Annotated in this window: 28 protein-coding genes, 1 tRNA gene, 1 pseudogene and 1 riboswitch; of the genes and pseudogenes, 12 read left to right on the plus strand and 18 right to left on the minus strand. The window is 71.2% G+C overall.

Features of this window, described 5'->3' with window-relative positions:
• Positions 1–3: 3 nt before the first annotated feature.
• Positions 4–543 (minus strand): GNAT family N-acetyltransferase, encoded by a 540-nt coding sequence (locus tag AC068A_RS03090; RefSeq protein WP_478579882.1) that lies wholly within the window; start codon positions 541–543, stop codon positions 4–6.
• 158 nt (positions 544–701) lie between these two features.
• Here AC068A_RS03090 and AC068A_RS03095 point away from each other — a divergent pair, with 158 nt between their 5' ends.
• Both AC068A_RS03095 and AC068A_RS03100 read left to right on the plus strand, forming a co-directional pair.
• On the plus strand, positions 702–881 hold the full coding sequence (locus AC068A_RS03095; protein WP_478579883.1) for a hypothetical protein: 180 nt from the start codon (positions 702–704) through the stop codon (positions 879–881).
• A 219-nt stretch (positions 882–1,100) separates the two neighbouring features.
• Positions 1,101–1,400 (plus strand): hypothetical protein, encoded by a 300-nt coding sequence (locus tag AC068A_RS03100; protein WP_478579886.1) that lies wholly within the window; start codon positions 1,101–1,103, stop codon positions 1,398–1,400.
• Positions 1,401–1,504: 104 nt separating this feature from the next.
• Here AC068A_RS03100 and AC068A_RS03105 read toward each other — a convergent pair whose 3' ends face one another.
• On the minus strand, positions 1,505–2,881 hold the full coding sequence (locus AC068A_RS03105; RefSeq protein WP_478580094.1) for a DUF445 domain-containing protein: 1,377 nt from the start codon (positions 2,879–2,881) through the stop codon (positions 1,505–1,507).
• A gap of 868 nt (positions 2,882–3,749) precedes the next feature.
• Here AC068A_RS03105 and AC068A_RS03110 point away from each other — a divergent pair.
• Positions 3,750–4,052: a hypothetical protein gene (locus AC068A_RS03110; RefSeq protein WP_478580110.1), complete on the plus strand. Its 303-nt coding sequence runs from the start codon at positions 3,750–3,752 to the stop codon at positions 4,050–4,052.
• Between the two features lie 23 nt (positions 4,053–4,075).
• On the opposite strand, the pseudogene AC068A_RS03115 reads toward AC068A_RS03110, so the two are convergent.
• The 4 genes and pseudogenes from AC068A_RS03115 to AC068A_RS03130 form a co-directional block, all read right to left on the minus strand.
• Positions 4,076–4,228 (minus strand): annotated as a pseudogene (locus AC068A_RS03115) (DUF1707 SHOCT-like domain-containing protein); the annotation flags it as partial.
• 218 nt (positions 4,229–4,446) lie between these two features.
• Positions 4,447–5,424: an ABC transporter ATP-binding protein gene (locus AC068A_RS03120; RefSeq protein WP_478580097.1), complete on the minus strand. Its 978-nt coding sequence runs from the start codon at positions 5,422–5,424 to the stop codon at positions 4,447–4,449.
• A gap of 78 nt (positions 5,425–5,502) precedes the next feature.
• A complete protein-coding gene (locus AC068A_RS03125; RefSeq protein ID WP_478579887.1) occupies positions 5,503–6,360 on the minus strand; it encodes an ABC transporter permease in 858 nt (285 codons plus the stop codon).
• Between the two features lie 109 nt (positions 6,361–6,469).
• On the minus strand, positions 6,470–7,273 hold the full coding sequence (locus AC068A_RS03130) for an ABC transporter permease (protein ID WP_478580100.1): 804 nt from the start codon (positions 7,271–7,273) through the stop codon (positions 6,470–6,472).
• Positions 7,274–7,496: 223 nt separating this feature from the next.
• Between AC068A_RS03130 and AC068A_RS03135 the strand changes: the two genes are divergently transcribed.
• A complete protein-coding gene (locus AC068A_RS03135; RefSeq protein ID WP_478579888.1) occupies positions 7,497–9,959 on the plus strand; it encodes a transglycosylase domain-containing protein in 2,463 nt (820 codons plus the stop codon).
• 52 nt (positions 9,960–10,011) lie between these two features.
• Here AC068A_RS03135 and AC068A_RS03140 read toward each other — a convergent pair whose 3' ends face one another.
• The 3 genes from AC068A_RS03140 to AC068A_RS03150 form a co-directional block, all read right to left on the minus strand.
• Positions 10,012–10,332 (minus strand): DMT family transporter, encoded by a 321-nt coding sequence (locus AC068A_RS03140; RefSeq protein ID WP_478579891.1) that lies wholly within the window; start codon positions 10,330–10,332, stop codon positions 10,012–10,014.
• Positions 10,333–10,364: 32 nt separating this feature from the next.
• A riboswitch (guanidine-III (ykkC-III) riboswitch) is annotated at positions 10,365–10,426 on the minus strand.
• A gap of 140 nt (positions 10,427–10,566) precedes the next feature.
• Positions 10,567–10,869 carry a GroES family chaperonin gene (locus tag AC068A_RS03145; RefSeq protein WP_478580103.1) on the minus strand — a complete coding sequence of 101 codons (303 nt, stop codon included), beginning with the start codon at positions 10,867–10,869 and terminating at the stop codon, positions 10,567–10,569.
• Between the two features lie 94 nt (positions 10,870–10,963).
• Positions 10,964–11,326, minus strand: a complete 363-nt coding sequence (locus tag AC068A_RS03150) for a DUF3618 domain-containing protein (RefSeq protein ID WP_478579893.1) — start codon at positions 11,324–11,326, stop codon at positions 10,964–10,966.
• Positions 11,327–11,404: 78 nt separating this feature from the next.
• Between AC068A_RS03150 and bcp the strand changes: the two genes are divergently transcribed.
• The 4 genes from bcp to AC068A_RS03170 all read left to right on the plus strand — a co-directional run bounded on the left by bcp (position 11,405) and on the right by AC068A_RS03170 (position 13,491).
• Positions 11,405–11,872: a thioredoxin-dependent thiol peroxidase gene (gene bcp, locus AC068A_RS03155; RefSeq protein ID WP_478579895.1), complete on the plus strand. Its 468-nt coding sequence runs from the start codon at positions 11,405–11,407 to the stop codon at positions 11,870–11,872.
• A gap of 162 nt (positions 11,873–12,034) precedes the next feature.
• On the plus strand, positions 12,035–12,682 hold the full coding sequence (locus AC068A_RS03160) for an HNH endonuclease signature motif containing protein (protein ID WP_478579898.1): 648 nt from the start codon (positions 12,035–12,037) through the stop codon (positions 12,680–12,682).
• Complete coding sequence (locus tag AC068A_RS03165; protein WP_478579900.1) at positions 12,679–13,356, plus strand: HNH endonuclease; 678 nt, start codon at positions 12,679–12,681, stop codon at positions 13,354–13,356. Before AC068A_RS03160 ends, AC068A_RS03165 begins: the two co-directional genes overlap by 4 nt.
• 47 nt (positions 13,357–13,403) lie before the next feature.
• Positions 13,404–13,491 (plus strand) — tRNA-Leu (locus AC068A_RS03170).
• A gap of 63 nt (positions 13,492–13,554) precedes the next feature.
• Here AC068A_RS03170 and rdgB read toward each other — a convergent pair.
• The 4 genes from rdgB to AC068A_RS03190 form a co-directional block, all read right to left on the minus strand.
• Positions 13,555–14,175, minus strand: a complete 621-nt coding sequence (gene rdgB, locus AC068A_RS03175) for an RdgB/HAM1 family non-canonical purine NTP pyrophosphatase (RefSeq protein WP_478579902.1) — start codon at positions 14,173–14,175, stop codon at positions 13,555–13,557.
• 54 nt (positions 14,176–14,229) lie between these two features.
• Entirely contained in the window at positions 14,230–14,610 is a 381-nt protein-coding gene (locus AC068A_RS03180; protein WP_478579905.1) for a hypothetical protein, read from the minus strand.
• A 148-nt stretch (positions 14,611–14,758) separates the two neighbouring features.
• Entirely contained in the window at positions 14,759–15,490 is a 732-nt protein-coding gene (gene rph / locus AC068A_RS03185; protein ID WP_478579908.1) for a ribonuclease PH, read from the minus strand.
• Between the two features lie 129 nt (positions 15,491–15,619).
• Positions 15,620–15,937, minus strand: a complete 318-nt coding sequence (locus AC068A_RS03190) for a PTS sugar transporter subunit IIB (protein WP_478579909.1) — start codon at positions 15,935–15,937, stop codon at positions 15,620–15,622.
• A gap of 166 nt (positions 15,938–16,103) precedes the next feature.
• On the opposite strand from AC068A_RS03190, the gene AC068A_RS03195 reads away from it, so the two are divergent.
• A complete protein-coding gene (locus tag AC068A_RS03195; RefSeq protein ID WP_478579911.1) occupies positions 16,104–17,408 on the plus strand; it encodes a PTS transporter subunit EIIC in 1,305 nt (434 codons plus the stop codon).
• A gap of 358 nt (positions 17,409–17,766) precedes the next feature.
• Positions 17,767–18,978: a PTS transporter subunit EIIC gene (locus tag AC068A_RS03200; protein ID WP_478580106.1), complete on the plus strand. Its 1,212-nt coding sequence runs from the start codon at positions 17,767–17,769 to the stop codon at positions 18,976–18,978.
• A gap of 112 nt (positions 18,979–19,090) precedes the next feature.
• On the opposite strand, the gene AC068A_RS03205 is transcribed toward AC068A_RS03200, so the two are convergent.
• Positions 19,091–19,843: an MBL fold metallo-hydrolase gene (locus AC068A_RS03205; protein WP_478579914.1), complete on the minus strand. Its 753-nt coding sequence runs from the start codon at positions 19,841–19,843 to the stop codon at positions 19,091–19,093.
• Positions 19,844–20,059: 216 nt separating this feature from the next.
• Here AC068A_RS03205 and AC068A_RS03210 point away from each other — a divergent pair, with 216 nt between their 5' ends.
• Both AC068A_RS03210 and AC068A_RS03215 read left to right on the plus strand, forming a co-directional pair.
• Positions 20,060–20,482 (plus strand): hypothetical protein, encoded by a 423-nt coding sequence (locus AC068A_RS03210; protein ID WP_478579916.1) that lies wholly within the window; start codon positions 20,060–20,062, stop codon positions 20,480–20,482.
• Positions 20,482–20,850 (plus strand): DUF488 domain-containing protein, encoded by a 369-nt coding sequence (locus tag AC068A_RS03215; protein ID WP_478579917.1) that lies wholly within the window; start codon positions 20,482–20,484, stop codon positions 20,848–20,850. Before AC068A_RS03210 ends, AC068A_RS03215 begins: the two co-directional genes overlap by 1 nt.
• Positions 20,851–20,984: 134 nt before the next feature.
• On the opposite strand, the gene AC068A_RS03220 is transcribed toward AC068A_RS03215, so the two are convergent.
• The 4 genes from AC068A_RS03220 to AC068A_RS03235 form a co-directional block, all read right to left on the minus strand.
• Positions 20,985–21,935 carry a PLP-dependent cysteine synthase family protein gene (locus AC068A_RS03220; protein ID WP_478579920.1) on the minus strand — a complete coding sequence of 317 codons (951 nt, stop codon included), beginning with the start codon at positions 21,933–21,935 and terminating at the stop codon, positions 20,985–20,987.
• Entirely contained in the window at positions 21,935–22,213 is a 279-nt protein-coding gene (locus AC068A_RS03225) for a MoaD/ThiS family protein (protein ID WP_478579922.1), read from the minus strand. Before AC068A_RS03225 ends, AC068A_RS03220 begins: the two co-directional genes overlap by 1 nt.
• A gap of 79 nt (positions 22,214–22,292) precedes the next feature.
• Entirely contained in the window at positions 22,293–22,400 is a 108-nt protein-coding gene (locus AC068A_RS03230) for a putative leader peptide (protein ID WP_360637723.1), read from the minus strand.
• A 77-nt stretch (positions 22,401–22,477) separates the two neighbouring features.
• On the minus strand, positions 22,478–22,900 hold the full coding sequence (locus tag AC068A_RS03235; RefSeq protein WP_478579923.1) for a M67 family metallopeptidase: 423 nt from the start codon (positions 22,898–22,900) through the stop codon (positions 22,478–22,480).
• Positions 22,901–23,009: the final 109 nt, after the last annotated feature.

Here is a 23,009-nt window from a genome sequence, read left to right on the forward strand (position 1 = left end):
CGGCTAGTGGCCCGGGTGGTCCGGGGAGAGGAAGACGACCACGGCGGTGGTGCGGGTGCCCGGCAGGGCAGTGACCTCGTGCCAGCCCAGGCGGCGGTACGTGGCCACCGTGTCCGTCGCCAGGCGGGAGGTCAGCAGCCAGGCCCGCCGGTCCGGGGCGTCGGCGGTGACCTCGGCGAGCAGGGCCCGGCCGGTGCCCCGGCCACGCGCGTACGGGCGTACGGCGAGCTCGTCGATCTCCAGCGCGCCCGCGAGGAGGTCCCGTACCCGGTCCGGGCCGAGCTGAGCGGCGACCTGGGCGTACCCGCGATCGGAGGGGAAGTCGGCCGGGGTGAGCCAGGCCGTGGCGAAGCCGTCGACGCCTGCGGCGGACTGGGCGATCGCGGTACGGAAGCCGGGGCGCCGGCTGTGGGACCGGAGCCGGGCCGCGAACTGGCGAATGGTTTCCTCCCCCTCGTTCCACGGCGGGGCCGAGAACACCTCGGCGTAGGCGTCGACCAGCTCGTCCGCGAGATCGAGGACGGCCTCTCCGTAGCAGATCACTGTGCCCGCACCTCTCTCTTCGTCCCGATTGGGGTGGGAGGGCGACTGTATGCCCGCCCGGGACCCCGGGGCGCGTACCGCACGGATCCGGCGAGTGTGCGACAAATCCCCTCGCCCGCGTGCGTGTCGGGGGGCCGGGCAACTGCGTTGAGCAGCCCGTGGACAGACTGCTTCGGGCGACCGGCCGGTGCGCCCTCGCCTTCCTGCTCGTGCTGGGCGTGGTGGCACTGCTGCCGCGTGCCGTGCAGGAGGCCGTACCGGATGCGGTGATCGGCGGGGCCGTGCTCGTACTCGGGGCGCTGGCTGCCGCCCGCCGGGTGCCGAAGCGGCCGCGTTAGCCTCATAAGGCGGGCGCGGCAGGCGCGCACGGGCATACGGACGTACATGCGGACGTACATACGGACGTGCTTGCCTACGGGTCCTGCGGCGCGCGTGGCCGTGGATCGGGCCCGGGCGCAGCACAGGCCGCGGCCCGGGCAGGTCTGTACGGTGCGCGTGCACGCACACGCACACGCATACCGACACACGGATTCGACAAACTGACGAGGGAGTTGGGCATGGCGCGGGTACCGAGTTCCGCAGTGGCGGCCGCCGGGCTGGTCGGCGGTTACGCCGTCGCCCGGTGGACCAAGAAGCGCCCGCTGGGCGGTGTCGTCCTGGGCGCGGCAGGGATCGCGGCCGGACGCGAGTGGCACAAGCGCGGCGGCGTCCCCGCGGCGGTCGGGCTCGGGGCGCTGTACCTGGCCGGCTTCGCGGGTGCGCACCCGCTGGCGAAGAAGGTCGGGGCATGGCCGGCCGTGCTCGGCGCGACGGCGGTCGTGGCCACCACCGCCTGGGCCGTGGCCGACCGCGGCTGAGCCCCGGGAGCCGCCCCGCCCCGCCCCGCCCCGGCGAAGCCGAGCACGCGGATACGGGGGCGGGGCCGCAGCAGCGGTGGAAGGCGGCGCGGTGGCGCGGCGCACTACGCGCCGAAGGCGCGGGAGACCGTGTGGATCAGGAGGCCTGCCAGGGCGCCGACCACCGTGCCGTTGATGCGGATGAACTGGAGGTCGCGGCCGATGTGGGCCTCGATCTTCCGGGTCGTCTGCTCGGCGTCCCACCCGGCCACCGTCTCCGTGATCAGCGAGGTGATCTCGGCACGGTACGTGGTCACCACGTACACCACCGCGCCCTCGATCCACCCCTCCACCTTGTCCTGGAGCCGCTGGTCCGTGGCCAGCCTCGCCCCCAGCGACAGCAGCGAGCCCCGCACCCGGAGCCGCAGCTCGCTGCGCTCGTCCTCCGCCGCCGCCAGGATCAGCGACCGGATCGCCGTCCACGCGGAGGCGATCACGTCCTGGATCTCCTCCCGCTCCAGGATCTCGGCCTTGAGCCGCTCGACCCGCGCCTGGGTGTCCGTGTCCGCCTGGAGGTCGGCCGCGAAGTCCGTCAGGAACCGGTCCACCGCGCCGCGCGCCGGGTGCTGCGGCATGTCCCGCATTTCCGTGAGGAAGCGCAGCAGCTCCTTGTACACGCGCTCGCCGACCTTGCGGTCCACGAACCGCGGGGTCCAGCCCGGCGCGCCGCCCTGGACGGCGTCCATCACCGAGTCCCCGTGCGTCACCAGCCAGTCGCGCGCCTTGGCGCACACCAGGTCGACGACCCTGTGGTGCCCGCCGTCCGCGACGACCCGCTCCAGGGTCTTGCCGATGCCCGGCGCGATCTCGGCGGACTCCGCGCGCCGCGTGATGGCCTCCCCCACGACCGCCTGGACGTCGGAGTCGCGCAGTACGGTCAAGGCCCCGCGCAACGCCGCGGCGAGCTCGGCCGTGACCCGGTCGGCGTGTGCGGGCTCGGCGAGCCAGGCCCCGAGCCGGCGGCCGATGCCGAGGGCGTGCAGGCGGACGCGGACCACGTCCGGGGAGAGGAAGTTCTCGCCGACGAACTCGCCGAGCGTCGCCCCGAGCTGGTCCTTCTTGTTCGGGATGATCGCGGTGTGCGGGATGGGCAGGCCGAGAGGGTGGCGGAACAGCGCCGTCACCGCGAACCAGTCCGCGAGCGCGCCGACCATTCCCGCCTCGGCGGCGGCCCGGACGTAGCCGACCCAGGCGGCTGCGCCGGCGTGCTCCGCCCAGGTGGTGAGTACGTACACCAGCGCGACCAGGAGCAGTAGGCCGGTGGCGGTGGCCTTCATGCGGCGTACGCCGCGCCGGCGCTCCTCGTCCGCCTCGCTGAACACGAAACCGCTGAGCGTGGGTGTGCGGGCAGCCGACCCGCCGCCCCGGCCGCTGCCGCTGCCGCCACCGCCCCGGCCACTTCCACTTCCGCTGCCGCTGCCGCTGCCGCCGGCAACGGCCAGCGCCGTGCCGGTGCGCGCCCCGGCGCCGGTTCCGGGTCCCGTTCCGGGCCGGGGGCCGACCGATGGGCGGGCACCCCTTCCAGGCCGGGGACCGGGACCGGGGTTGGCCCCTGCATCCGGATCCGGGCCAAGCCCTGCCCCGGGGCCGGGATCGGCGTCCCTTCCGAGATCGTGGTTCCTTCCGGGATCGGCGTCCCTTCCGGGACGGGTTTCGGCGCCAGATCCGGAACCAGGTCCGGGTCCAGGGTCAGCGTCGGCGCCGGAGCCGGTTCCGGAGCCGGTTCCGGAGCCGGTTCCGGAGCCAGATCCAGTTCCCGGACCAGAGGCGCCCCCCGGCCTCGGGCTGCCGGCCCCGGAGCCGGTCCGCCCGGACCCCGAGCCCGAGTCGGCCCCAGAGGCAGTGCCGCCCGCCCCCGAGCCGGCGCCTGGATCGGATCCCGAGCCGGGGCGGTCCGGCCCCGGGTCGTGGCCCGGGGGTGGGGCGGCGGGGGTGTCGCCTTCGGGTGCGGTGCGGTCGTTCACGTGCTTCTGCCTTCCCCCGGGCGCCGGTTTTGTCTGCATAGGATCCGACTCCCCGCGAGCCCGAGGAGTTCCCGGCGCGCCCGGCGCGCCGTCCTTGAGGTTGCCCTCAGAGCTCCTTGCGCAGGCTCGGGCCGCCCAGCCCCTCCGGGCCCTCGGGCGTCTTCGGAGTCTTCGTCTTCGGCGGCTTGACCTTGACCTCGACTTCCCGCCCCAGAAGGCGAGGCCCGTCACCACCACCCGCGGGGCGCCCGGCGCCGGCGGGCCCGCGGTGCCCCGCTGGTCGAAGCCGCCCATGATCCCGACGCCCCGTACGTCGAGCTCCACGTCCGGCGGGACGGTGATCTCGATGCCGCCCATGATCGCGACGCAGTTGATCACCACCTCGCGCTCCGCGAAGTTCGCCTCACGCAGGTCGAGCTCGCCGCCGCCCCAGAACGCCACCGCGTCGAAGCGCTGGGGCACCGTCCAGGTGCCCTTGCGTTCGAACCCGGACATCACGGCCACGGCCGTGCCGGACGCCCCCACCGGCGTCCCGCCGCCGACCCGCGCCGGCCAGGAACGGTCCGCCCCCGCCACTGGGAACGACACGCCGACCGTCGCGCCCCCCGCCGCCGGCAGGTCACTGGTCAGCGGCTCGAGCTCGGCGTAGGTGCGCGACGTGTACGCCGCCTCCAGCCGCTCCTCGAATTCGTCCATGTCGAGCCGTCCCTCGGCGACGGCGTCGCGCAGCCGCTCCACCACCCGCTCCCGGTCGGCATCCGACGCCCTCAGTTCCGGCAACGGCTTCGGCGTCGGCGTCGGCTTCTGCGGCCCCTCGTCAGTCATGGGGTCCAGCCTATGCAGCCGGGCACGGGAGTTGTACGGTCCGGACCCCGGTCCTGCCCCCTGATCCGTCCCTGATCCGCCCCTGATGCGGACCTCGCCTGCGGCCCCCTACAAGCTCCCCAGAGTCCCCGCAGTCCCCGTGGCCCCCTCAGCCCCCCGCAGCCCCCCGCAGCCCCCCGGACGCAGCCGACGCGCCCGGGCAGCCGCCGACCCGCCCCTCACCCCCGTCCCGCGTACATCCGCGCGATCACGTCCTCGATGTCCGGCTCCCGTACCGACAGGTCCGACAGCGGGTACTTCGCCGCCACCTCCGCCACCAGCGGCGCCGCCGAGGCCCCCGCCGGGAACGCCAGCCACTGCCGCGGCCCCTCCACCTTCACCACCCGCGCCCCCGGCACACTGATCGCCGGAAGCTCCCGTTCCAGGTCCAGTACGAGCATCCGCTCGCTCTCTCCCACCGACCCCGCCGCATGCAGCCCGGCCAGCGCCCCGTCGTACATCAGGCGCCCGTGGTCGATGACCATCACCCGCTCGCACAGCTGCTCGATGTCCTGGAGGTCGTGGGTGGTCAGCAGCACGGTCGTGCCGAGCTCCTCGTTCAACTGCCGCAGGAAGCCCCGTACCTTCGCCTTGCTCACCACATCGAGCCCGATCGTCGGCTCGTCCAGGTACAGCACGTCCGGATCGTGCAGCAGCGCCGCCGCGATGTCCCCCCGCATCCGCTGCCCCAGCGACAGCTGCCGCACCGGCACGTCCAGCAGCGCGCCCAGGTCCAGCCGGTCCACGCAGCGCTCCAGGTTCTCCTCGAAACGGGCCCGCGGAATCCGGTACAGCCGCCGCATCAGCCCGTACGAGTCCTTCAACGGCAGGTCCCACCACAGCGTGGTGCGCTGCCCGAACACCACCCCGATGCGGTGCGCCAGCCGCATCCGCTCCCGCGCCGGGTTGATGCCGGCAACCCGCAGCCGGCCCCCGCTCGGGGTCAGGATGCCGGTCAGCATCTTGATCGTGGTCGACTTGCCGGCGCCATTGGGCCCGATGTAGCCGACCACCTCGCCCCGCGCCACCTGGAAGCTGATCCCGTCCACGGCCCTGACCTGGCGCTTCTCCCTGCGCAGCAGGCCGGCCCGGCGCCGGACGTCGAAGACCTTCTCGACCCCGTCCAGCTCGATCAGCACGTCCCCGCTCACATCCACCTCCACATCCACATCCACATCCGCACCCCTGCCCTCACTGCCCTCACTGCCTTCGCTGCCCTCACTGCCCACAACGCCTCAGCTCCCCGTGCTCCGATACGTACGAAGGCCCGCGCGCCAGGCCAGCGACGCGGGCACGGACACCGCGAACGCCACCACCGGGCTCATGAACGCCAGCCACCCCGGCAGCCCCAGCGGGTCCGGCCGCCCCAGCACGTACAGCGCGGGCAGCCAGTTGACGAAGGCGAGCGGCACGAGGAACGTGACCCCGCGCAGCAGGTCCTTCGCGAAGACGGTCGGCGGGTACTGGAGCATCGTGTTGCCGCCGTACGTGAAGGAGTTCTGCACCTCCGCCGCGTCCCCGGCGACGAACTGGAACGCCGCTCCGGCCACCATCACCGCCCCGAAGATCGCCGCCCCGGCCACGACCATCACCGGCAGCAGCAGGACCTTGGCGAGCGTCCACTCCACGTCCAGCACCGCCACCGCCCAGGCCATCACCCCCAGCCCCTGCACGACCCGGCCCAGCCGGCGCAGCGCGAACCGGTCCGCCGCGACCTGCGCGAGCACCGGCACCGGCCGCACCAGCATCGTGTCCAGCGAGCCGTCGCGGATCCGCAGCCCGATCCGTTCGGTGGTGCCCAGCAGCAGATCGGCGAGCCCGAGCGAGGCCGACGAGGCCCCGTACAGCAGCGCGATCTCGGGCAGGGTGAACCCGCCCAGCGCGTCGATGTGCGAGAACATCAGGAAGATCGCGACGAAGTCGAGCAGCGTGATCGCCGCGTTCCCGACCGTCGACAGCACGAACGACGCCCGGTACGCCATCGTCGACCGGATCCACATCGCAGCGATCAGCCCGTAGCCGCGCAGCCCCTCCACCGCACGCCGCCCACGGGACCCTCGGAACCCCCGGCCCCCACGAATCCCAGGGCCCACCCAAACCCCGCGGCCCACCTGGCCCCTCTGGCCCCCTTGAACCCTCTGAACCCCTTGAACCCTCTGAACCCCTTGAACCCTCTGAACCCTCTGAACCCCCCGAGCCTCGTCAGCCACCCTGGACCACCACCTTCCGCGTCGCGGCCAACTGCACCATCCGCCCCACCGCCAGCAGAACGAACGCCCACCCCGCCTGGAACGCCAGCGCCCGCGCCACCTCCGCAGCCCCCGCATGCCGGCCCAGCAGCACATCCATCGGCACCTGGAGCACCGCCGACCACGGCAGCACCCGCACCAACTCCCCGAAGCCACCCGGGAACACCGTCAGCGGCAGCAGCATCCCCGAGAAGAAGATCGAGGCCACCGTGGCCATCAGGTTGACCCCGGATCCGTCCATCAGCCAGAACGCCGCGAGCCCCAGCAGGTACCGCAGCGCGAAGCTCACCACCAGCCCCAACAGCACCGACCCCAGGAACAGCAGCCAGCGCAGCGGATCGGCGGGCAGCGCCAGCTCGAAGGCCAGCGCCCCGGCCACCAGCGGCACCGCCCCGCGGGCCACCAACTGGAACGCGGCCCGCCCCAGGTCGGCGGCGAGCCACCACATCTGGAGGTCCGCCGGCCGGTACAGGTCGACGGCGATGTCGCCGGTCCGGATCCGCTCCTGGAGCTCCTCCTGGAAGCCGCCCCCGATCAGCGCGGCGGCCGCCAGCATCGCCTGGCTCACCCAGACGAAGGTCAGCGCCTGCGCCTGGTCGTAGCCGCCGAGGCCGGGGCGCTCGTCCCACAGAGCGACGTACGTGTACGCCAGGATGAAGCCGAAGACGGTGTTCGTGAACACCCCTGCCGCCGTCGCCGCTCCGTAGGTGGCGTACCGCCTCAACCCCCCGGCTGCGACGGCCAGATAGAGCCGCAACCGCCCCAACGCCCGCCCCAACGCCCGCTGGCGCACCGTGTCCCTCCGATTTCCCGCGTCGTTCCCACGCCGTCCGCGCCTCGGCCAAAGACGCGCGAGCTTAGTGCGGAGGAGCGATCCATGCGACCGATTTACGCCCGTCCGACGCGGAATGAGCAGCCATCGGGTAGACACCATGGAGTACAGATCCGGATATTTCGAACAGCTTCGAGGAGTCCCGGCAATGAGCGACCAGTCACCGCCCCCTGGCTGGACCCCTCGTGACCCGGACGCCCCCGGCCGACAGTCCGGAGGACAACCCGGAGGACAGCCCGCCGCACACCCCACCGGCCAACCCGCCGGACAGCACCCCACACCCAAACCGAAGCGGCCGCGCACCGGATGGCGCCGCCTGATCCCCACCTGGCGCGTCGTCCTCGGCTGCGTCCTGCTGCTCGCCCTGCTCCTCGGCGGCGCCCTCATCGCGGGCTACCTGCTCGTCGACATCCCGCCCGCCAACGCCGCCGCCACCGCCCAGTCCAACCTCTACCTCTACTCCGACGGCTCCCAACTCGCCCGCGACGGCGAGGTCAACCGCGTCAACGTCCCGCTCTCCCAGATCCCCCGAACGGTGCAGGAAGCCGTACTCGCCGCCGAGGACCGGGACTTCTACTCCGAGCGGGCCGTCGACCCCAAGGCAATGGTCCGCGCCGCCTGGAACACCCTCACCGGCAAGGGCAAGCAGTCCGGCTCCACCATCACCCAGCAGTACGTCAAGAACTACTACCTGGGCCAGGAACAGACCATCAACCGCAAGATCAAGGAATTCTTCATCGCGATCAAACTGGGCCGCGAAAAATCGAAGGACTACATCCTGGAGGGCTACCTCAACACCAGCTACTTCGGCCGCAACGCCTACGGCATCCAGGCCGCCGCCCAGGCCCACTACGGCAAGGACGTCGGCCGGCTCACCACCGCCGAGGGCGCCTACCTCGCCACCCTCCTCAACTCCCCCAGCACCTTCGACGTCGTCACCCACCCCCGCAGCCGCGCCCGCGCCATCGCCCGCTGGAACTACGTCCTCGACGGCATGGTCAAGAAGAAGTGGCTCACCGAGGCCGAGCGCGCCGCCATCCCCTTCCCCGAACCGGGCAAGGTCCGCGCCGCCCCCGGCCTCTCCGGCCAGCGCGGCTACCTCGTCGAGGCCATCAAGGACTACATCACCGAACACAAGATCCTCGACGAGAACACCCTCGCCGAAGGCGGCTACCGCATCACCACCACCATCGACCGCCGCCGCCAGACCGACCTCGCCGACGCCGTCGACAACCAGATGGTCAGCAAACTCGACCCCGAACAGCGCCCCGTGGACCGCTTCGTCCGCGCCGGCGGCACCTCCATCGACCCGGCCACCGGCAAGGTCGTCGCCATGTACGGCGGCATCGACTACACCAAGCAGTACGTCAACAACGCGACCCGGCACGACTACCAGGTGGCCTCCACCTTCAAACCGTTCGTGTTCGCCTCCGCCGTCCAGAACGACTCCCGCACCCAGGACGGCCGCCTGATCACCCCCGGCACCCTCTACAACGGCGACAACAAGCGCAGCGTCGTCGGCACGCGCATCCCGTACGCACCCGAGAACCAGGGCCAGATCAGCTACGGCCCCATCCCCGTCACCACCGCCACCGACCTCTCCGTCAACACCGTCTTCGCCCAGATGGTCGTCGACGTCGGCACCGCCCAGGTCAAGCGGACCGCGATCGCCCTCGGCATCCCCGAGAGCACCCCGAACTTCACCGCCACCCCGGCCATGGCCCTCGGCACCATGCAGGCCAGCGTCCTCGACATGGCCCAGGCGTACGCGACCCTCGCCGACCACGGGCGGCACACCCCATACACCTTCCTCGAGAAGATCACCAAGGGGGACGACACCGTCCCGCTCCCCGACCGCACCCCGCGCCAGGCCGTCAGCCGCGAAGCCGCCGACACCACCACCTCCATGCTGATCGGCGTCGTCGACAACGGCACCGGCACCGCCGCCCTCGCCGCCGGCCACCCGGCCGCCGGCAAGACCGGCACCGCCGAACTCGACCGCGCCGCCTGGTTCGCGGCGTACACCCCGAACCTGGTCACCGTCGTGGCCATGATGGGCCAGGACCCCGACACCGGCACCCCGGAATCCCTGTACGGGGCACTCGGCCAGGCCCGCATCGGAGGCGGCGGCTACCCGGCCCGGATCTGGGCCCAGTACACGAAGACGGCCCTGGAGGCGACCGACCCCGTCGACTTCGACCTGGAGCTCCAGCCCGGCGCAGCCGCCACCCCGCCTCCCTTCGCACCGCAGACCCCGGAGGAGCCCGGCGAGGCCACCCCCGACACGCCGTTCCCGCCGGAGCACCCGGGCCGGCCGACCCGGCCGCGGGACGGGCAGAACGAAGGCCAGGACCAAGGCCAGGACCAAGGCCAGGAGCAGGAGCAGGACCAAGGTCAGGACCAGGACCAGGACCAGGACCAAGGGCAGCAGGAAGGCGGGCACGCAACCGGCGGCCAGACCGCGGAGGGCGAGACCACCGGCGGAACCGGGGCCGGCGGAACCGGGGCCGGCGGAACCGCCACCGGCGGAACCACCGACACCCCGGGCGGCACGGGCGAAGGCCCGCGCCCCCGCACCCGTACCCGCCCGCCCTCCGAATACCTGGAATGACGGCCCACGCGCGCTGCCCGGCCGGCCGGCGCTGCAACCGGCCGGCACCGCGTCAGTGCCCGGAGGTCGCCTTCAGCCCGACCACCGCCACCAGCAACAGCACGATGAAGCACACCCGGGCCGCGGTGACCGGCTCACCCAGCACGGCCATCCCGAGCACCGCCGCCCCGGCCGCACCGATGCCCACCCACACCCCGTACGCGGTCCCGATCGGCAGGGTCTTCGCCGCGTACGACAGCAGCACCATGCTGGCGACGATCCCCGCACCGGTGAACACGCTCGGCCACAGCCGCGTGAACCCGTCGGTGAACTTCATGCCGATCGACCAGCCGACCTCGAGCAGACCGGCCACGAGAAGGAGAACCCAGGCCACGACAGGCACCTCCGGAACGAGAGCGGAAACGGGGTGCGTCGTCTTGTCGTCAACCCGGTACGGCGCGTCTCGTCGGGGTGGTTCGCACCCCACCGTAGCAAGGCGGGAGCACGGCAAAAGGGCCGGTGACCGAGGTCACCGGCCCACTGGCCGGCCGCAACTACGGCTGCGGACGGAGAGGAAAACCGATCGGACAAGAAACGACCAAAGGTGGAACGATCAGAGGCGGAACGATCAGAGATAGAGACCGGTGGAGTCCTTCGACCCCTCCAGCCGCTCCGAAGCCACCGCATGCAGGTCCCGCTCGCGCATCAGCACGTACGTCGCGCCCCGCACCTCGACCTCGGCCCGGTCCTCGGGGTCGTACAGCACCCGGTCGCCCGGCTCCACACCGCGCACGTTCTGCCCGACCGCGACCACCTCGGCCCAGGCCAGCCGCTTGCCCATGGCAGCGGTCGCCGGGATCAGGATCCCGCCGCCCGAGCGCCGCTCGCCCTCGGGCGTGTCGGACTTCACGAGCACGCGGTCGTGCAGCATGCGAATGGGCAGCTTGTCGTGGGTGGTGGTGTTGGTGTTGTCGCTCACCCCACGAAACTACCCGCCCGCGCCCGGCCTGTCCGCCGCAGGGTCCTCAGCGATTGCGGCGCGCCGACACCACGATCACCCCGACCACGCCCGCCGCCAGCAGCGCGACCGGCACGATCCGGTCCATGCGCGGCGCGCCGTTCTCGTCCCGCAGACCGTCCCGCACGTCCGTCACGAAGCGGTTCACCACGACGACCGCCCGCCCCGCCGTGTGGTCGACCGTCGACACGACCTTGGCCTTCGCGTCCCCGACGATCGTCTTCGGGTGCAGGCGCACACCGATCTCGTCGAGCGTCTCGGCGAGCTGCTCCCGGCGGCGGACGATATCCGCCTCGATCTGTGCGGGCGTCCTGGCTTCCGGCACCGCGCTGCCTCCGTCGTCGTGGTCGTGCCCATGGTCTGGTCGCATGGGGGCGTGATCCGCCATGGACAGTCTGTCAGCTTAGTCTCGTGGCGTAGCGATCCACCTCCCGAGGAGACTGTCGAGATGAGCGAGCGACTCCAGCCGGGCGACACCGCCCCTGCCTTCACCCTGCCCGATGCGGACGGAAACGAGGTCTCGCTCGCCGACCACAAGGGCCGCAAGGTGATCGTGTACTTCTACCCCGCCGCGATGACGCCGGGCTGCACCAAGCAGGCCTGCGACTTCACCGACAACCTGGACGTGCTGGCCGGGGCCGGCTACGACGTCATCGGGGTGTCGCCGGACAAGGCGGAGAAGCTGGCGAAGTTCCGCGAGAAGGAGGACCTGAAGGTCACCCTCGTCGGCGACCCGGAGAAGCAGGTCCTGGAGGCGTACGGCGCCTACGGCGAGAAGAAGCTGTACGGCAAGACCGTGACCGGGGTGATCCGCTCCACGGTGATCGTGGACGAGGAGGGCAAGGTCGAACGCGCCCTCTACAACGTCAAGGCCACCGGCCACGTCGCCAAGATCATCAAGGATCTGGGCATCTGACATCCGCCCTGCCCTCGGAACGGCCCGCACCAAACCGGTGCGGGCCGTTCCGTTTATCGGACACATCCACCCGTAACCGTCCGACTATCGATCCGTTACTCCGTGCGAGGGCCGCACGCACAGGCGGTGACCGAGAACGGAAGCGAAGGGGTGGGGTGACCGATGCCGGTGACCCGGTACACGCGGGAACGGCTCACGGAGGCGGCGCGAACGTCGCGGACGCTGAGCGAGGCGGTGGTGAAGCTGGGCAGCGAGCCACGGAGGGATCTGCGCCGGTACGTACACGACAGGATGCGCAAGCTCGGCGTGGACACGTCCCACTTCGAGCGGGAGGGGGTGAAGTGGACGCGGGAGGTCCTAGCCGAGGCGGTGGCCGCGTCCACGAGCATGTACGAGGTCCTCCACCGACTGGGTCTCGACCCGGTGGGCGGGCACCACACCCACATCAGCCGCAAGGTGAAGGCCTTCGGTATCGACACCTCTCACTTCACGCCGCCACGCCGCACCGAACGCATGCAGGACAACCGACGTCGCCGGTCCGCAGCCGAGATCCTGCAGGAGGACCGCTCACCCCACGCCAGACGCGTGCCGAACACGCGCCTGCGGCGCGCGCTCCTGGAGACCGGGGTCGAGGAGCAGTGCGCCGACTGCGGCATCGAGGCGGTGTGGCTGGGCGAGCCGCTCCCCTTGGAGATCGACCACATCGACGGCGACTGGCGCAACAACCGCCGGGAAAACCTGCGCTTCCTCTGCCCGAACTGCCACTCCACCACGGACACTTACCGCGGCCGCGCGAAGGGACGTCGATGACGACAGGCACGAGCTACACCCGAGAACGACTCACCGAAGCCGCAGCCCAGTGCACGAGCATGGACGAGGTGATCGATTTTCTGGGCACCAAGAGGTACCCCAGGCTCGACACCTACCTCAGAGAGCGGTTCCGGAAGTTCGGCATCGACCTCTCCCACTTCGGCCGTCGGAAGTACCAACGCCACACGAGGCCCGACGGTGCGGCCCTGCGTGACGCGGTTGCCGCCTCGTACTCGCTCGCGGAGACACTGCGACGGCTCGGGATAGCCGTTTCCGGCAGCCAGTGCGCTTCCCTCAAGCGGTGGATCCGTGAGGACGGCCTCTCGACCGGGCATTTCCTCGGCCAGGGCCACCAGCGCGGCAAGCCCGGGACAACGCCACGAAAGCAGGCCTCGGACATCCTCGTAAAGCACGACGGGGCGCGACGCACCCGGACGAGTCTGCTGCGACGCGCCCTCAGGGAGGTCGGCGTGCCCGAGTGCTGTGACCGGTGCGGTGTGACCTCGCATTGGCAGGGCCGCCCCATGACGCTGGAGGTCGACCACGTCAACGGCGACTGGAGCGACGACCGGCGCGAAAACCTCCGCTTGCTCTGCCCCAACTGTCATGCCATCACCAGCACCTGGTGCCGGGGAGGACGCCGACTGTCGCCCATCGGAACGGTCCGGCCGTAGACTAGCCGCAGCACACCGGGGCGGATGTCCACAGTGTCCGGTTTGTCGCGGTCGTGGCGAAATAGGCGATACGCGCTGGGCTTAGAACCCAGTGGGGTAATACCCGTGGGGGTTCGAGTCCCCCCGACCGCACCACACTGCACACAGGCCCCGTGCGCACAGCGCACGGGGCCTGTGGCGTTCCGGCGTGACGGGCGGTCAGCCCACGAGGTCACGGATGACGGGGACCAGGGCGCGGAAGGCCTGGCCGCGGTGGGAGATGGCGCTCTTCTCCTCCGGGGTGAGCTGCGCGGTGGTGCGGGTGTCGTCCAGCGGCTGGAAGATCGGGTCGTAGCCGAAGCCGCCGGTGCCTTCCGGGCTGTGGCGGAGGATGCCCTGGAGGCGGCCCTCCACGACACGTTCGGTGCCGTCCGGGAGGGCGAGGGCCGCGGCGCAGGCGAAGTGGGCGCCGCGGTGTTCGTCGGCGATGTCGGAGAGCTGGGCGAGGAGCAGGTCCAGGTTGGCCTTGTCGTCGCCGTGCGTGCCGGCCCAGCGGGCCGAGAAGATGCCGGGGGCGCCGTTCAGGACGTCGACGCAGAGGCCGGAGTCGTCGGCGATGGCGGGCAGGCCGGTGGCCTGCGCCAGAGCGTGGGCCTTGAGGAGGGCGTTCTCGGCGAAGGTGACGCCCGTTTCCTTGACGTCCGGGACGTGCGGGTACGCGTCTGCGCCGACCAGCTCGTGGGGCAGGCCTGCGTCGGACAGGATGTGGTGCAGCTCGGCCACTTTGCCCGCGTTGCGGGTGGCGAGGACGAGGCGGGGGGTGGAGGGCGTCGAGGTCATGGCGCCCATTATCGCGGCGCCGTGACGGCACCCTCCTGCCCGCCTTGCCCAGTGTCAGCTGGGGGTGCAGACCTTGGAGATTTCCTTCGCGGCGTCGGCGACGGGGGTGACGTCCGGGGTCTTGTTGCCGCTCTGGATGGAGTCGCGGACGTTCTTGACCGCGGTGTTCATGGAGTCGATCGCCTTGCCGAGGTCGGTGTTGTCCGTCTGGTCGCCGATCTTCTTGAGGTTCTGCTCGATCTTGTTGAGGGCGTTCTGGGCGTCCTGCGGGCTGTTGCCGGCGTTGGAGACGGACTGCTGGAGCTCGCCGACGCCGTCGGTGATGGCCACGGCCGTGTTGGCGCAGTCCATGGCCGTCGAGATCGCGTCGCAGGCCGTCAGGGCCGGGAGCGTCAGTGCGGCGGTCACGGCCACGGCGGCTATGCGGAGCTTCATGCGGGTCCCCTCACGAACACGGATATGCGGCTGTGCGGCTGTCTGTATGTCTGTGGGCGCACGGCTGTGTCACCGTGCGCCCGTCGGTCACAAGGACGCAGGAGTGCGGCGCATGGTTCTCGCCGCTCGCGCCCCCGGGCGTTGCGGGTCAGAGTTCCAGGGCGAGGGCGCCGCGCTGGATGGCCTCGAGGTCGGCGCAGCCGCCGGCGGCGAGGTCGAGGAGGGCGTTGAGCTCCTTGCGGTCGAAGGGCTCGCCTTCGGCGGTGCCCTGGACCTCGACGAAGCGGCCGTCGCCGGTGCAGACGACGTTCATGTCGGTTTCGGCGCGCACGTCCTCCTCGTAGCAGAGGTCGAGGAGGGGGACGCCGTCGACGATGCCGACGCTGACGGCGGCGACGGTGCCGGTCAGGGGCTTGCGGCCGGCCTTGATCAGCTTCTTGCGCTGGCCCCAGGCGACGGCGTCGGCGAGGGCGACGTAGGCGCCGGTGATGGCGGCGGTGCGGGTGCCGCCGTCGGCCTGGAGGACGTCGCAGTCGAGGACGATGGTGTTTTCGCCGAGGGCCTTGTAGTCGATGACGGCGCGGAGCGAGCGGCCGATGAGGCGGGAAATCTCGTGGGTGCGGCCGCCGATCTTGCCGCGGACGGATTCGCGGTCGCCGCGGGTGTTGGTGGAGCGGGGCAGCATCGAGTATTCGGAGGTGACCCAGCCTTCGCCGCTGCCCTTGCGCCAGCGCGGGACGCCTTCGGTGAAGGAGGCGGTGCAGAAGACCTTGGTGTCACCGAAGGAGATGAGGACGGAGCCCTCGGCGTGCTTGCTCCATCCGCGTTCGATGGTGACCGGGCGGAGCTGTTCGGGCGTGCGGCCGTCGATGCGTGACATGGTTCCGAGCCTAGTGGGTGCGGGGGTACGCGAAGACCCCGTCGGCCGGGCTGGGTGTGCTCCGGGACGAGGTCTTCGGCGGTCAGTGCGCTCGGGGCGGCCGGGGCGGCCGGGCGGCGGGGACCGGTCTCACATCATGTCTTCGATCTCGGCGGCGATCGGGTCGGCGTCGGTGCCGATGACGACCTGGACGGCGGTGCCCATCTTGACGACGCCGTGGGCGCCGGCGGCCTTCAGGGCGGCTTCGTCGACGAGGCCGGGGTCGGCGACTTCGGTGCGCAGGCGGGTGATGCAGCCTTCGACCTCTTCGATGTTGTCGATGCCGCCGAGCCCGGCGACGATCTTCTCAGCCTTGGTGGCCATGTGTTTCTCCCTGAAGTTCTGCGAAGAACGAGTCTCGGCGGCTCTGGTCCGGCCAGTGCGCTCCGGTTTGTCACGGTAGCCCACTGTTGGCCCAGCTTCGCGAGCGCGGGTGTTGCTTCTGTCGAATGATGACGATCAGCGGCAACCTGCCTTCCGGGCGGGCGGGTACGGATCGCCCGGAGTGGTCTACACCAGTGTGCCGTACGGAGGGCACCTGCCCAAACGGGCGGTCCGGCCAGGGAGGAAGCGGATGAGTGCCGACAGTGCCGCCGCAGCACCAGGGCAGCAGTGGTGGAACGGTCTGTTCCAGGGGCTGCAGAAGATGGGCCGCAGCCTCCAGCTGCCGATCGCCGTGCTGCCGGCCGCCGGCATCCTCAACCGGCTGGGCCAGCCCGATGTGTTCGGTTCGCAGGGGCTGGACTGGGACAACGTCGCCAAGGTGATGGCGGGTGCGGGCGGCGCGCTGCTGGACGGCAGTCTGGGTCTGCCGCTGCTGTTCTGCGTGGGCGTCTCGATCGGCATGGCGAAGAAGGCGGACGGCTCGACGGCGCTGGCGGCGGTCGCGGGGTTCCTCGTCTACTTCGGGGTGCTGCACCAGTTCCCGAAGCCCTGCCCGGAGCCGGCGACGACGGTCGAGCCGGTGGGCTGCCAGACGGCGGAGGGGGCGATCTCGGTCTTCTCGTATGAGAACCCGGGGGTGTTCGGCGGCATCATCATGGGGCTGCTGACGGCGTGGTTCTGGCAGCGGTACCACCGGGTGAGGCTGGTGGACTGGCTGGGTTTCTTCAACGGGCGGCGGCTGGTGCCGATCATCATGTCGTTCGTGGCGATCGTTTTCGCGGTGGTGTGCCTGTGGGTGTGGCCGCCGATCGGCGCGGGGCTGGAGGACTTCAGCGACTGGCTGGTGGGCCTCGGGGCGTGGGGTGCGGGTGTGTTCGGTGTGGCGAACCGTGCGCTGCTGGTGGTCGGGTTGCACCAGTTCCTGAACGTGCCCGTCTGGTTCCAGTTCGGCAGTTACACGAAGCCGGACGGGACGGTGGTGCACGGTGACATCAACATGTTCCTGGCGGGTGACCCGGATGCCGGGCAGTTCACCACGGGCTTCTTCCCGATCATGATGTTCGCCCTGCCGGCGGCGGCGCTGGCGATCACGCACTGCGCGAAGCCGCGGCGGCGCGCGGAGGTGGGCGGGTTGATGCTGTCGGTGGCGCTGACGTCGTTCGTCACGGGGATCACGGAGCCGATCGAGTACTCGTTCCTGTTCGTGGCGCCGGCGTTGTACGCGCTCCACGCGTTGCTGACGGGTGTGTCGATGGCGGTGAGTTGGGCGCTGGGGGTGCACGACGGGTTCAGCTTCTCGGCCGGGCTGATCGACTACGTGATCAACTGGGGGCTGGCGACCAGGCCGTGGCTGATCGTTCCGATCGGGCTGTGTTTCGCGGTGGCGTATTACGCGATCTTCCGTTTCGCCATCACCAGGTTCGGCATCCCGACGCCGGGCCGGGAGTCGGATGAGGAGATCGACCGGATGGAGCGGGAGAACATCCAGGCGTAGCCGGGCCTTGCGGGGCGATTCCGCCTGCTGTCCCCGGGGCCGTTCGGATCGGTCCGGTCCGGGGCTTCGGCGTGTTCCGGTTCTGGCCTTCGGGGGTTCGGTGGGCCTCCTGCCGGGAGGGGCGGTGAGTGTGGTGCACGCCACAAAAAATCGAAGGTTCCTTATCTAACCCCCACCGTGCTACAACTGGTCTACACCAGGTCATTGGTGTAGACCACGCGGGCCGTTTCCGGGCCCGCGCCACCCCCGAACGAAGACGTCGCCTTCCCCGTGTCCTCTGGCGGCGCCTTGCCCTCTGGAGGAAGTTGTGACCACGGCTGCCGCCCCCGCGGCCGCGAAGAAGAAGGGCGCCGGCGCGATGGCTGTCATGCAGCGCATCGGCCGCAGCCTCATGCTGCCCGTCGCGGTGATGCCCGCCGCCGCGCTCCTCGTCCGCTTCGGCCAGGACGACATGCTGGCCGACAAGTCGCTGCCCGGGTTCGTCCAGAAGCTCGGCGGCTACATGGCCGCGGGCGGCGACGCCATCCTCGGCAACATGGCCCTGCTGTTCGCCGTCGGCATCGCGATCGGCTTCGCCAAGAAGTCGGACGGTTCCACCGCGCTGGCCGCGGTCACCGGCTACCTGGTCTTCAAGAACGTACTCGCCACCTTCACCGACTCGAACCTGCCGAAGGTCGCCAAGGTCGTCGACGGCAAGATCGTGAACGTCGAGGCACCGGTCAACGCGGGCGTCCTCGGCGGCGTGGTCATGGGCATCGTCGTCGCTCTGCTGTACCAGAAGTTCTACCGGACCAAGCTGCCGGACTGGGCGGGCTTCTTCGGCGGCCGCCGACTGGTCCCGATCCTCTCCGCCTTCGCGGGCCTGCTGATCGGCATCGTCTTCGGCCTCGTCTGGCCGGTCCTCGGTGCGGGCCTGCACAACCTCGGCGAGTGGCTCGTGGGCTCCGGGGCCGTCGGCGCGGGCATCTTCGGTGTCGCCAACCGCGCCCTGATCCCGATCGGCATGCACCACCTGCTGAACTCCTTCCCCTGGTTCCAGGCGGGCGAGTACAACGGCAAGAGCGGCGACATCGCCCGCTTCCTCGCCGGCGACCCGAGCGCCGGCCAGTTCATGACCGGCTTCTTCCCGATCATGATGTTCGCCCTGCCTGCGGCCTGCCTCGCGATCGTCCACTGCGCCCGGCCCGAGCGCCGCAAGGCCGTCGGCGGCATGATGTTCTCCCTCGCGCTGACTTCCTTCGTCACCGGTGTCACCGAGCCGATCGAGTTCACGTTCATGTTCATCGCACCGGTGCTGTACGCGGTCCACGCGGTGCTCACCGGTGTCTCGATGGCCCTGACCTGGGCGCTCGGCATGAAGGACGGCTTCGGCTTCTCCGCCGGCCTGGTCGACTTCGCCCTGAACCTCGGCATCGCGACCAACCCGTGGGGCCTGGCGCTGGTCGGCCTGTGCTTCGCGGTCCTGTACTACGCGATCTTCCGGTTCGCGATCATCAGGTTCAACCTGCCGACGCCGGGCCGCGAGTCCGACGAGGAGCTGGCCGAGCTGCAGAAGGCCGAGGCCAAGTAGGCGCAGCCGCTGCCGTACGCCGCGAAGCCCCCGCTCTCCCGGATGGGAGGGCGGGGGCTTCGCCGTGTGGTCGGTGGGCGGCCGTGCAGCAGCTCAGGTGCCGGGCCGGGGGTCAGACCTCGTAGACGGCGCCCGCGTGTGCGAGGTCGACCGGGCCGCCGTAGACCGCGCGGGCGTCGGCGAGGTTCTGCCGGGGGTCCGTCCACGGCGGGATGTGCGTCAGGACGAGTCGGCCGACCTGGCCGCCGTACGCGTACTCCCCGGCCTCGCGGCCGTTGAGGTGGAGGTCCGGGATGTCCTCCTTGCCGTGCGTGAAGGAGGCCTCGCACAGGAACAGGTCGACGCCGTCGGCGAGCTGGGCGAGCTCCGGGCAGACTCCGGTGTCGCCGGAGTAGGCCAGCGAGCGGCCGTCGTGCTCGATGCGGATGCCGTACGCCTCGACCGGGTGGCTGACGCGCTCGGTGCGGACCTGGAACGGGCCGATCTCGAAGGTGCCGGACTTCAGCGTGCGGAAGTCGAAGACCTCGCTCATCGAGCGCTCGTCGGGGACGTCCTCGTAGGCGGTCGTGAGGCGCTTCTCGGTGCCCTCGGGCCCGTACACGGGGATGGTGCCGCAGCGGCCGCCGTCGTGCCGGTAGTAGCGGGCCACGAAGTACGCGCACATGTCGATGCAGTGGTCGGCGTGCAGGTGGCTGAGGAAGATCGCGTCGAGGTCGTAGAGGCCGCAGTGGCGCTGCAGGTCGCCGAGGGCGCCGTTGCCCATGTCGAGGAGCAGCCGGAAGCCGTCGGCCTCGACGAGGTAGCTCGAACAGGCCGATTCCGCGGACGGGAACGACCCGGAGCAGCCGACGACGGTGAGCTTCATGGAGCGAGAACCTCCGGGGACGGTCCGTGGACGGAATGCGGGCCGTGCGTGGGTCGAGCGTAAGGCGCGAAACGTCGGGTCGCTCCTCCGCGGCAGGCCGTTGTGGGGGGAATCACCTGTGGTGTCACCCGGGGGAGCGACGGTGTGTACGGGCGTGCCGGGGCCGTCCGGGGGTGGTTGCGTGCCCTGGGCGGCGGGCGCGGCTACCGTCGGACTATGGATACGTCCTGGTGGCCCGCGGCCCTCGCGTTGGTTGCCGTGATGGTGTTGGTGCTGGTCGCGGGGCGTCGGCCGGGGATCGACCGGCGGGCGCCGCCGCCGCACGGGCCGGGTCCGGCGCCGCGGCCGCGGGCGGGCGAGCTGTGGACGCTGGCGGACGGGCGGTCGTGCCTGGTGCTGGCGGCGGCGTCGGTGCGGGGTCACCGGGCGCGTGTCGCGTGGATCACGGGGAAGTACGACGACCGGCGGGCCGGGGTGATCCCGCTGCCGCCGGGGACGGTCGGGGTGACGCCGGGCCGGGTGGGATACCTGGAGGCGGACCGGCCGTCGGAGGTGTGGGTGTGGGAGTTCCGGACCAGGCTGGGGGTGCTGGACCCCGCGGTGTGGGACGAGGTCAAGGGGCTCGGAGGAGGCGGCTGATGGCGGCGGAGGCGGGCGGGGTGCGGGTGCGGCGCGTCTACGATCCGCCGGAGCCGGAGGCGGACGGGGTGCGGGTCCTGGTGGACCGGCTGTGGCCGCGGGGGCTGGCGAAGGCGGCGGCCGCGGTGGACGAGTGGCCGAAGGCGGTGACCCCGTCCGGGGAGCTGCGTAGCTGGTACCACGGGGGCGGGGGTTCGCCGGAGGAGTTCCGGCGGCGGTACGAGGCGGAGCTGGCGGAGCCGGAGGCGGAGGCGGAGCTGTCGCGGCTGCGGGAGCTGGCGGCCCGGGGTCCGGTGACGCTGCTGACCGCGGTCCGCGACCCGGAGTCGAGCCACGCGGCCGTCCTGGCGGACCTGCTGTCCCCGTAACCCGTGCCCCGGGAGCCGTGGCCCGTTTCGCCCCGGAGCCGTACGCCGTACCCCGGAGCCCGTGGCCGCCCGTGGCCGCCGGGCCCGCGGGGCGCCGCGGGCCCGGGGCGGGGTCAGGCCCAGAGCTGGTTGGGTCAGGCCCAGAGCTGGTTCTGGACGGCCTCGATGGCCGCTTCCGTCGTCGGGGCGGTGTAGACGCCGGTCGACAGGTACTTCCAGCCGCCGTCGGCCACGACGAACACGATGTCGGCCGGTTCGCCGGCGGCCACCGCCTTGCGGCCCACGCCGATCGCCGCGTGCAGTGCGGCCCCGGTGGAGACGCCGGCGAAGATGCCCTCCTGCTGGAGCAGCTCGCGGGTGCGGGTGACCGCGTCCGCGGAGCCCACCGAGTAGCGGGTGGTGAGGACGGAGGCGTCGTACAGCTCGGGGACGAAGCCCTCGTCGAGGTTGCGCAGGCCGTAGACGAGGTCGTCGTAGCGCGGCTCCGCGGCGACGATCTTCACGTCGGGCTTGTGCTCGCGCAGGTAGCGGCCGACGCCCATGAGGGTGCCGGTGGTGCCCAGGCCCGCCACGAAGTGGGTGACCGTCGGCAGGTCGCGCAGGATCTCCGGGCCGGTGCCGGCGTAGTGGGCGCCGGCGTTGTCCGGGTTGCCGTACTGGTAGAGCATCACCCAGTCGGGGTGCTCCGCGGCCAGTTCCTTGGCCACCCGGACCGCGGTGTTCGACCCGCCCGCCGCGGGCGACGAGATGATCTCGGCTCCCCACATGGTGAGAAGGTCGCGGCGCTCCTGGCTGGTGTTCTCGGGCATGACGCAGACGATCCGGTAGCCCTTGAGCTTCGCCGCCATCGCCAGCGAGATGCCGGTGTTGCCGGAGGTGGGCTCCAGGATCGTGCAGCCGGGGTGCAGCCTGCCGTCCTTCTCGGCCTGCTCGACCATGTGGAGCGCGGGGCGGTCCTTGATCGAGCCGGTCGGGTTCCGGTCCTCCAGCTTGGCCCAGATGCGGACGTCCTCGGAGGGCGACAGCCGGGGCAGCCGGACGAGCGGCGTGTTGCCGACCGCGGCGAGCGGGGAGTCGTAGCGCATCAGGCGGCGCCGCCGGCCACCGCGGGGAGGATGGTGACGCTGTCGCCGTCCTTGAGGGGGGTTGCGATGCCGTCGAGGAAGCGGACGTCCTCGTCGTTGAGGTAGACGTTCACGAAGCGGCGCAGCTTGCCGCCTTCGACGATGCGCTCCTCGATGCCCTTGTGGCGCGTCTCCAGGTCCGCGAAGAGCTCGGAAAGGGTGCTGCCCTCACCGGTCACGGCCTTCTCGCCGTCGGTGTAGGTGCGGAGGATGGTGGGGATGCGGACCTCGATGGCCATGGCAGGCTCCAGTGTGAAGTGGTGCGGGGAGGGGTTGAGGGCGCGCGGCTCAAGGCCCCCGCGCGAGGGGCTGCGGTGCTCAGGCGGCAGGACAGATGCTGCTGGCGAGGCGGCACAGGTCGACGTGCAGCCGCGCCACGAGCAGCAGTCTGCCGGGCGTCTCGATGCTCACGTCGGGAGGAACCATGCGGTCATGTTAACGATTCCCGGTCCGGCGATTGGAGTGTGATCCCGCATCGTGGACTTGTCCGGCTCGCATCCTGGTCAGTAGGCCTCGACGACCTCGACCTCTTCCTCGGTGACGACGCCGTCGACGATGCGGTAGGAGCGGAACTGGAACTCCCCCAGTCCGTCGGTGTCCGCGGTGGAAACCAGGACGTAGTGCGCGCCGGGCTCGTTGGCGTAGGTGAGGTCGGTGCGCGAGGGGTAGGCCTCGGTGGCGGTGTGCGAGTGGTAGACGATCACGGGTTCCTCGTCGCGGTCGTCCATCTCGCGGTACAGCTTCAGCAGGTCCTTGGAGTCGAACTCGTAGAACGTGGGCGAGCGGGCCGCGTTCAGCATGGGGATGAACCGCTCGGGGCGGCCGGTGCCCGCCGGGCCGGCCACGACGCCGCACGCCTCGTCGGGGTGGTCCTTGCGCGCGTGCGCGACGATCTGGTCGTACAGGGCCTGGGTGAGGGTCAGCATGAGCGACAGGATAAGCAGACGGGCCCCCGCGTACCGAGGTGTGGTACGCGGGGGCCCGCATGCTGGACACGCGGCCTGTGGGCCGCGGTCGGGCGGCGGTCGGGCGGCA

It is taken from the genome of Streptomyces sp. NPDC043854 (genome assembly GCF_056436005.1).

Excerpts from the sequence above, each read along its gene's own strand:
- AC068A_RS03100 (WP_478579886.1), top strand. The coding sequence starts at position 1,101 with ATGGCGCGGGTACCGAGTTCCGCAGTGGCGGCCGCCGGGCTGGTCGGC.
- AC068A_RS03110 (WP_478580110.1), top strand. The coding sequence starts at position 3,750 with ATGCCGCCCATGATCGCGACGCAGTTGATCACCACCTCGCGCTCCGCG.
- AC068A_RS03135 (WP_478579888.1), top strand. The coding sequence starts at position 7,497 with ATGAGCGACCAGTCACCGCCCCCTGGCTGGACCCCTCGTGACCCGGAC.
- AC068A_RS03145 (WP_478580103.1), bottom strand. The coding sequence starts at position 10,869 with ATGCTGCACGACCGCGTGCTCGTGAAGTCCGACACGCCCGAGGGCGAG.
- AC068A_RS03150 (WP_478579893.1), bottom strand. The coding sequence starts at position 11,326 with ATGCGACCAGACCATGGGCACGACCACGACGACGGAGGCAGCGCGGTG.
- bcp (WP_478579895.1), top strand. The coding sequence starts at position 11,405 with ATGAGCGAGCGACTCCAGCCGGGCGACACCGCCCCTGCCTTCACCCTG.
- AC068A_RS03160 (WP_478579898.1), top strand. The coding sequence starts at position 12,035 with ATGCCGGTGACCCGGTACACGCGGGAACGGCTCACGGAGGCGGCGCGA.
- AC068A_RS03165 (WP_478579900.1), top strand. The coding sequence starts at position 12,679 with ATGACGACAGGCACGAGCTACACCCGAGAACGACTCACCGAAGCCGCA.
- rdgB (WP_478579902.1), bottom strand. The coding sequence starts at position 14,175 with ATGACCTCGACGCCCTCCACCCCCCGCCTCGTCCTCGCCACCCGCAAC.
- AC068A_RS03180 (WP_478579905.1), bottom strand. The coding sequence starts at position 14,610 with ATGAAGCTCCGCATAGCCGCCGTGGCCGTGACCGCCGCACTGACGCTC.
- rph (WP_478579908.1), bottom strand. The coding sequence starts at position 15,490 with ATGTCACGCATCGACGGCCGCACGCCCGAACAGCTCCGCCCGGTCACC.
- AC068A_RS03195 (WP_478579911.1), top strand. The coding sequence starts at position 16,104 with ATGAGTGCCGACAGTGCCGCCGCAGCACCAGGGCAGCAGTGGTGGAAC.
- AC068A_RS03200 (WP_478580106.1), top strand. The coding sequence starts at position 17,767 with ATGGCTGTCATGCAGCGCATCGGCCGCAGCCTCATGCTGCCCGTCGCG.
- AC068A_RS03205 (WP_478579914.1), bottom strand. The coding sequence starts at position 19,843 with ATGAAGCTCACCGTCGTCGGCTGCTCCGGGTCGTTCCCGTCCGCGGAA.
- AC068A_RS03210 (WP_478579916.1), top strand. The coding sequence starts at position 20,060 with ATGGATACGTCCTGGTGGCCCGCGGCCCTCGCGTTGGTTGCCGTGATG.
- AC068A_RS03215 (WP_478579917.1), top strand. The coding sequence starts at position 20,482 with ATGGCGGCGGAGGCGGGCGGGGTGCGGGTGCGGCGCGTCTACGATCCG.
- AC068A_RS03220 (WP_478579920.1), bottom strand. The coding sequence starts at position 21,935 with ATGCGCTACGACTCCCCGCTCGCCGCGGTCGGCAACACGCCGCTCGTC.
- AC068A_RS03225 (WP_478579922.1), bottom strand. The coding sequence starts at position 22,213 with ATGGCCATCGAGGTCCGCATCCCCACCATCCTCCGCACCTACACCGAC.
- AC068A_RS03230 (WP_360637723.1), bottom strand. The coding sequence starts at position 22,400 with ATGGTTCCTCCCGACGTGAGCATCGAGACGCCCGGCAGACTGCTGCTC.
- AC068A_RS03235 (WP_478579923.1), bottom strand. The coding sequence starts at position 22,900 with ATGCTGACCCTCACCCAGGCCCTGTACGACCAGATCGTCGCGCACGCG.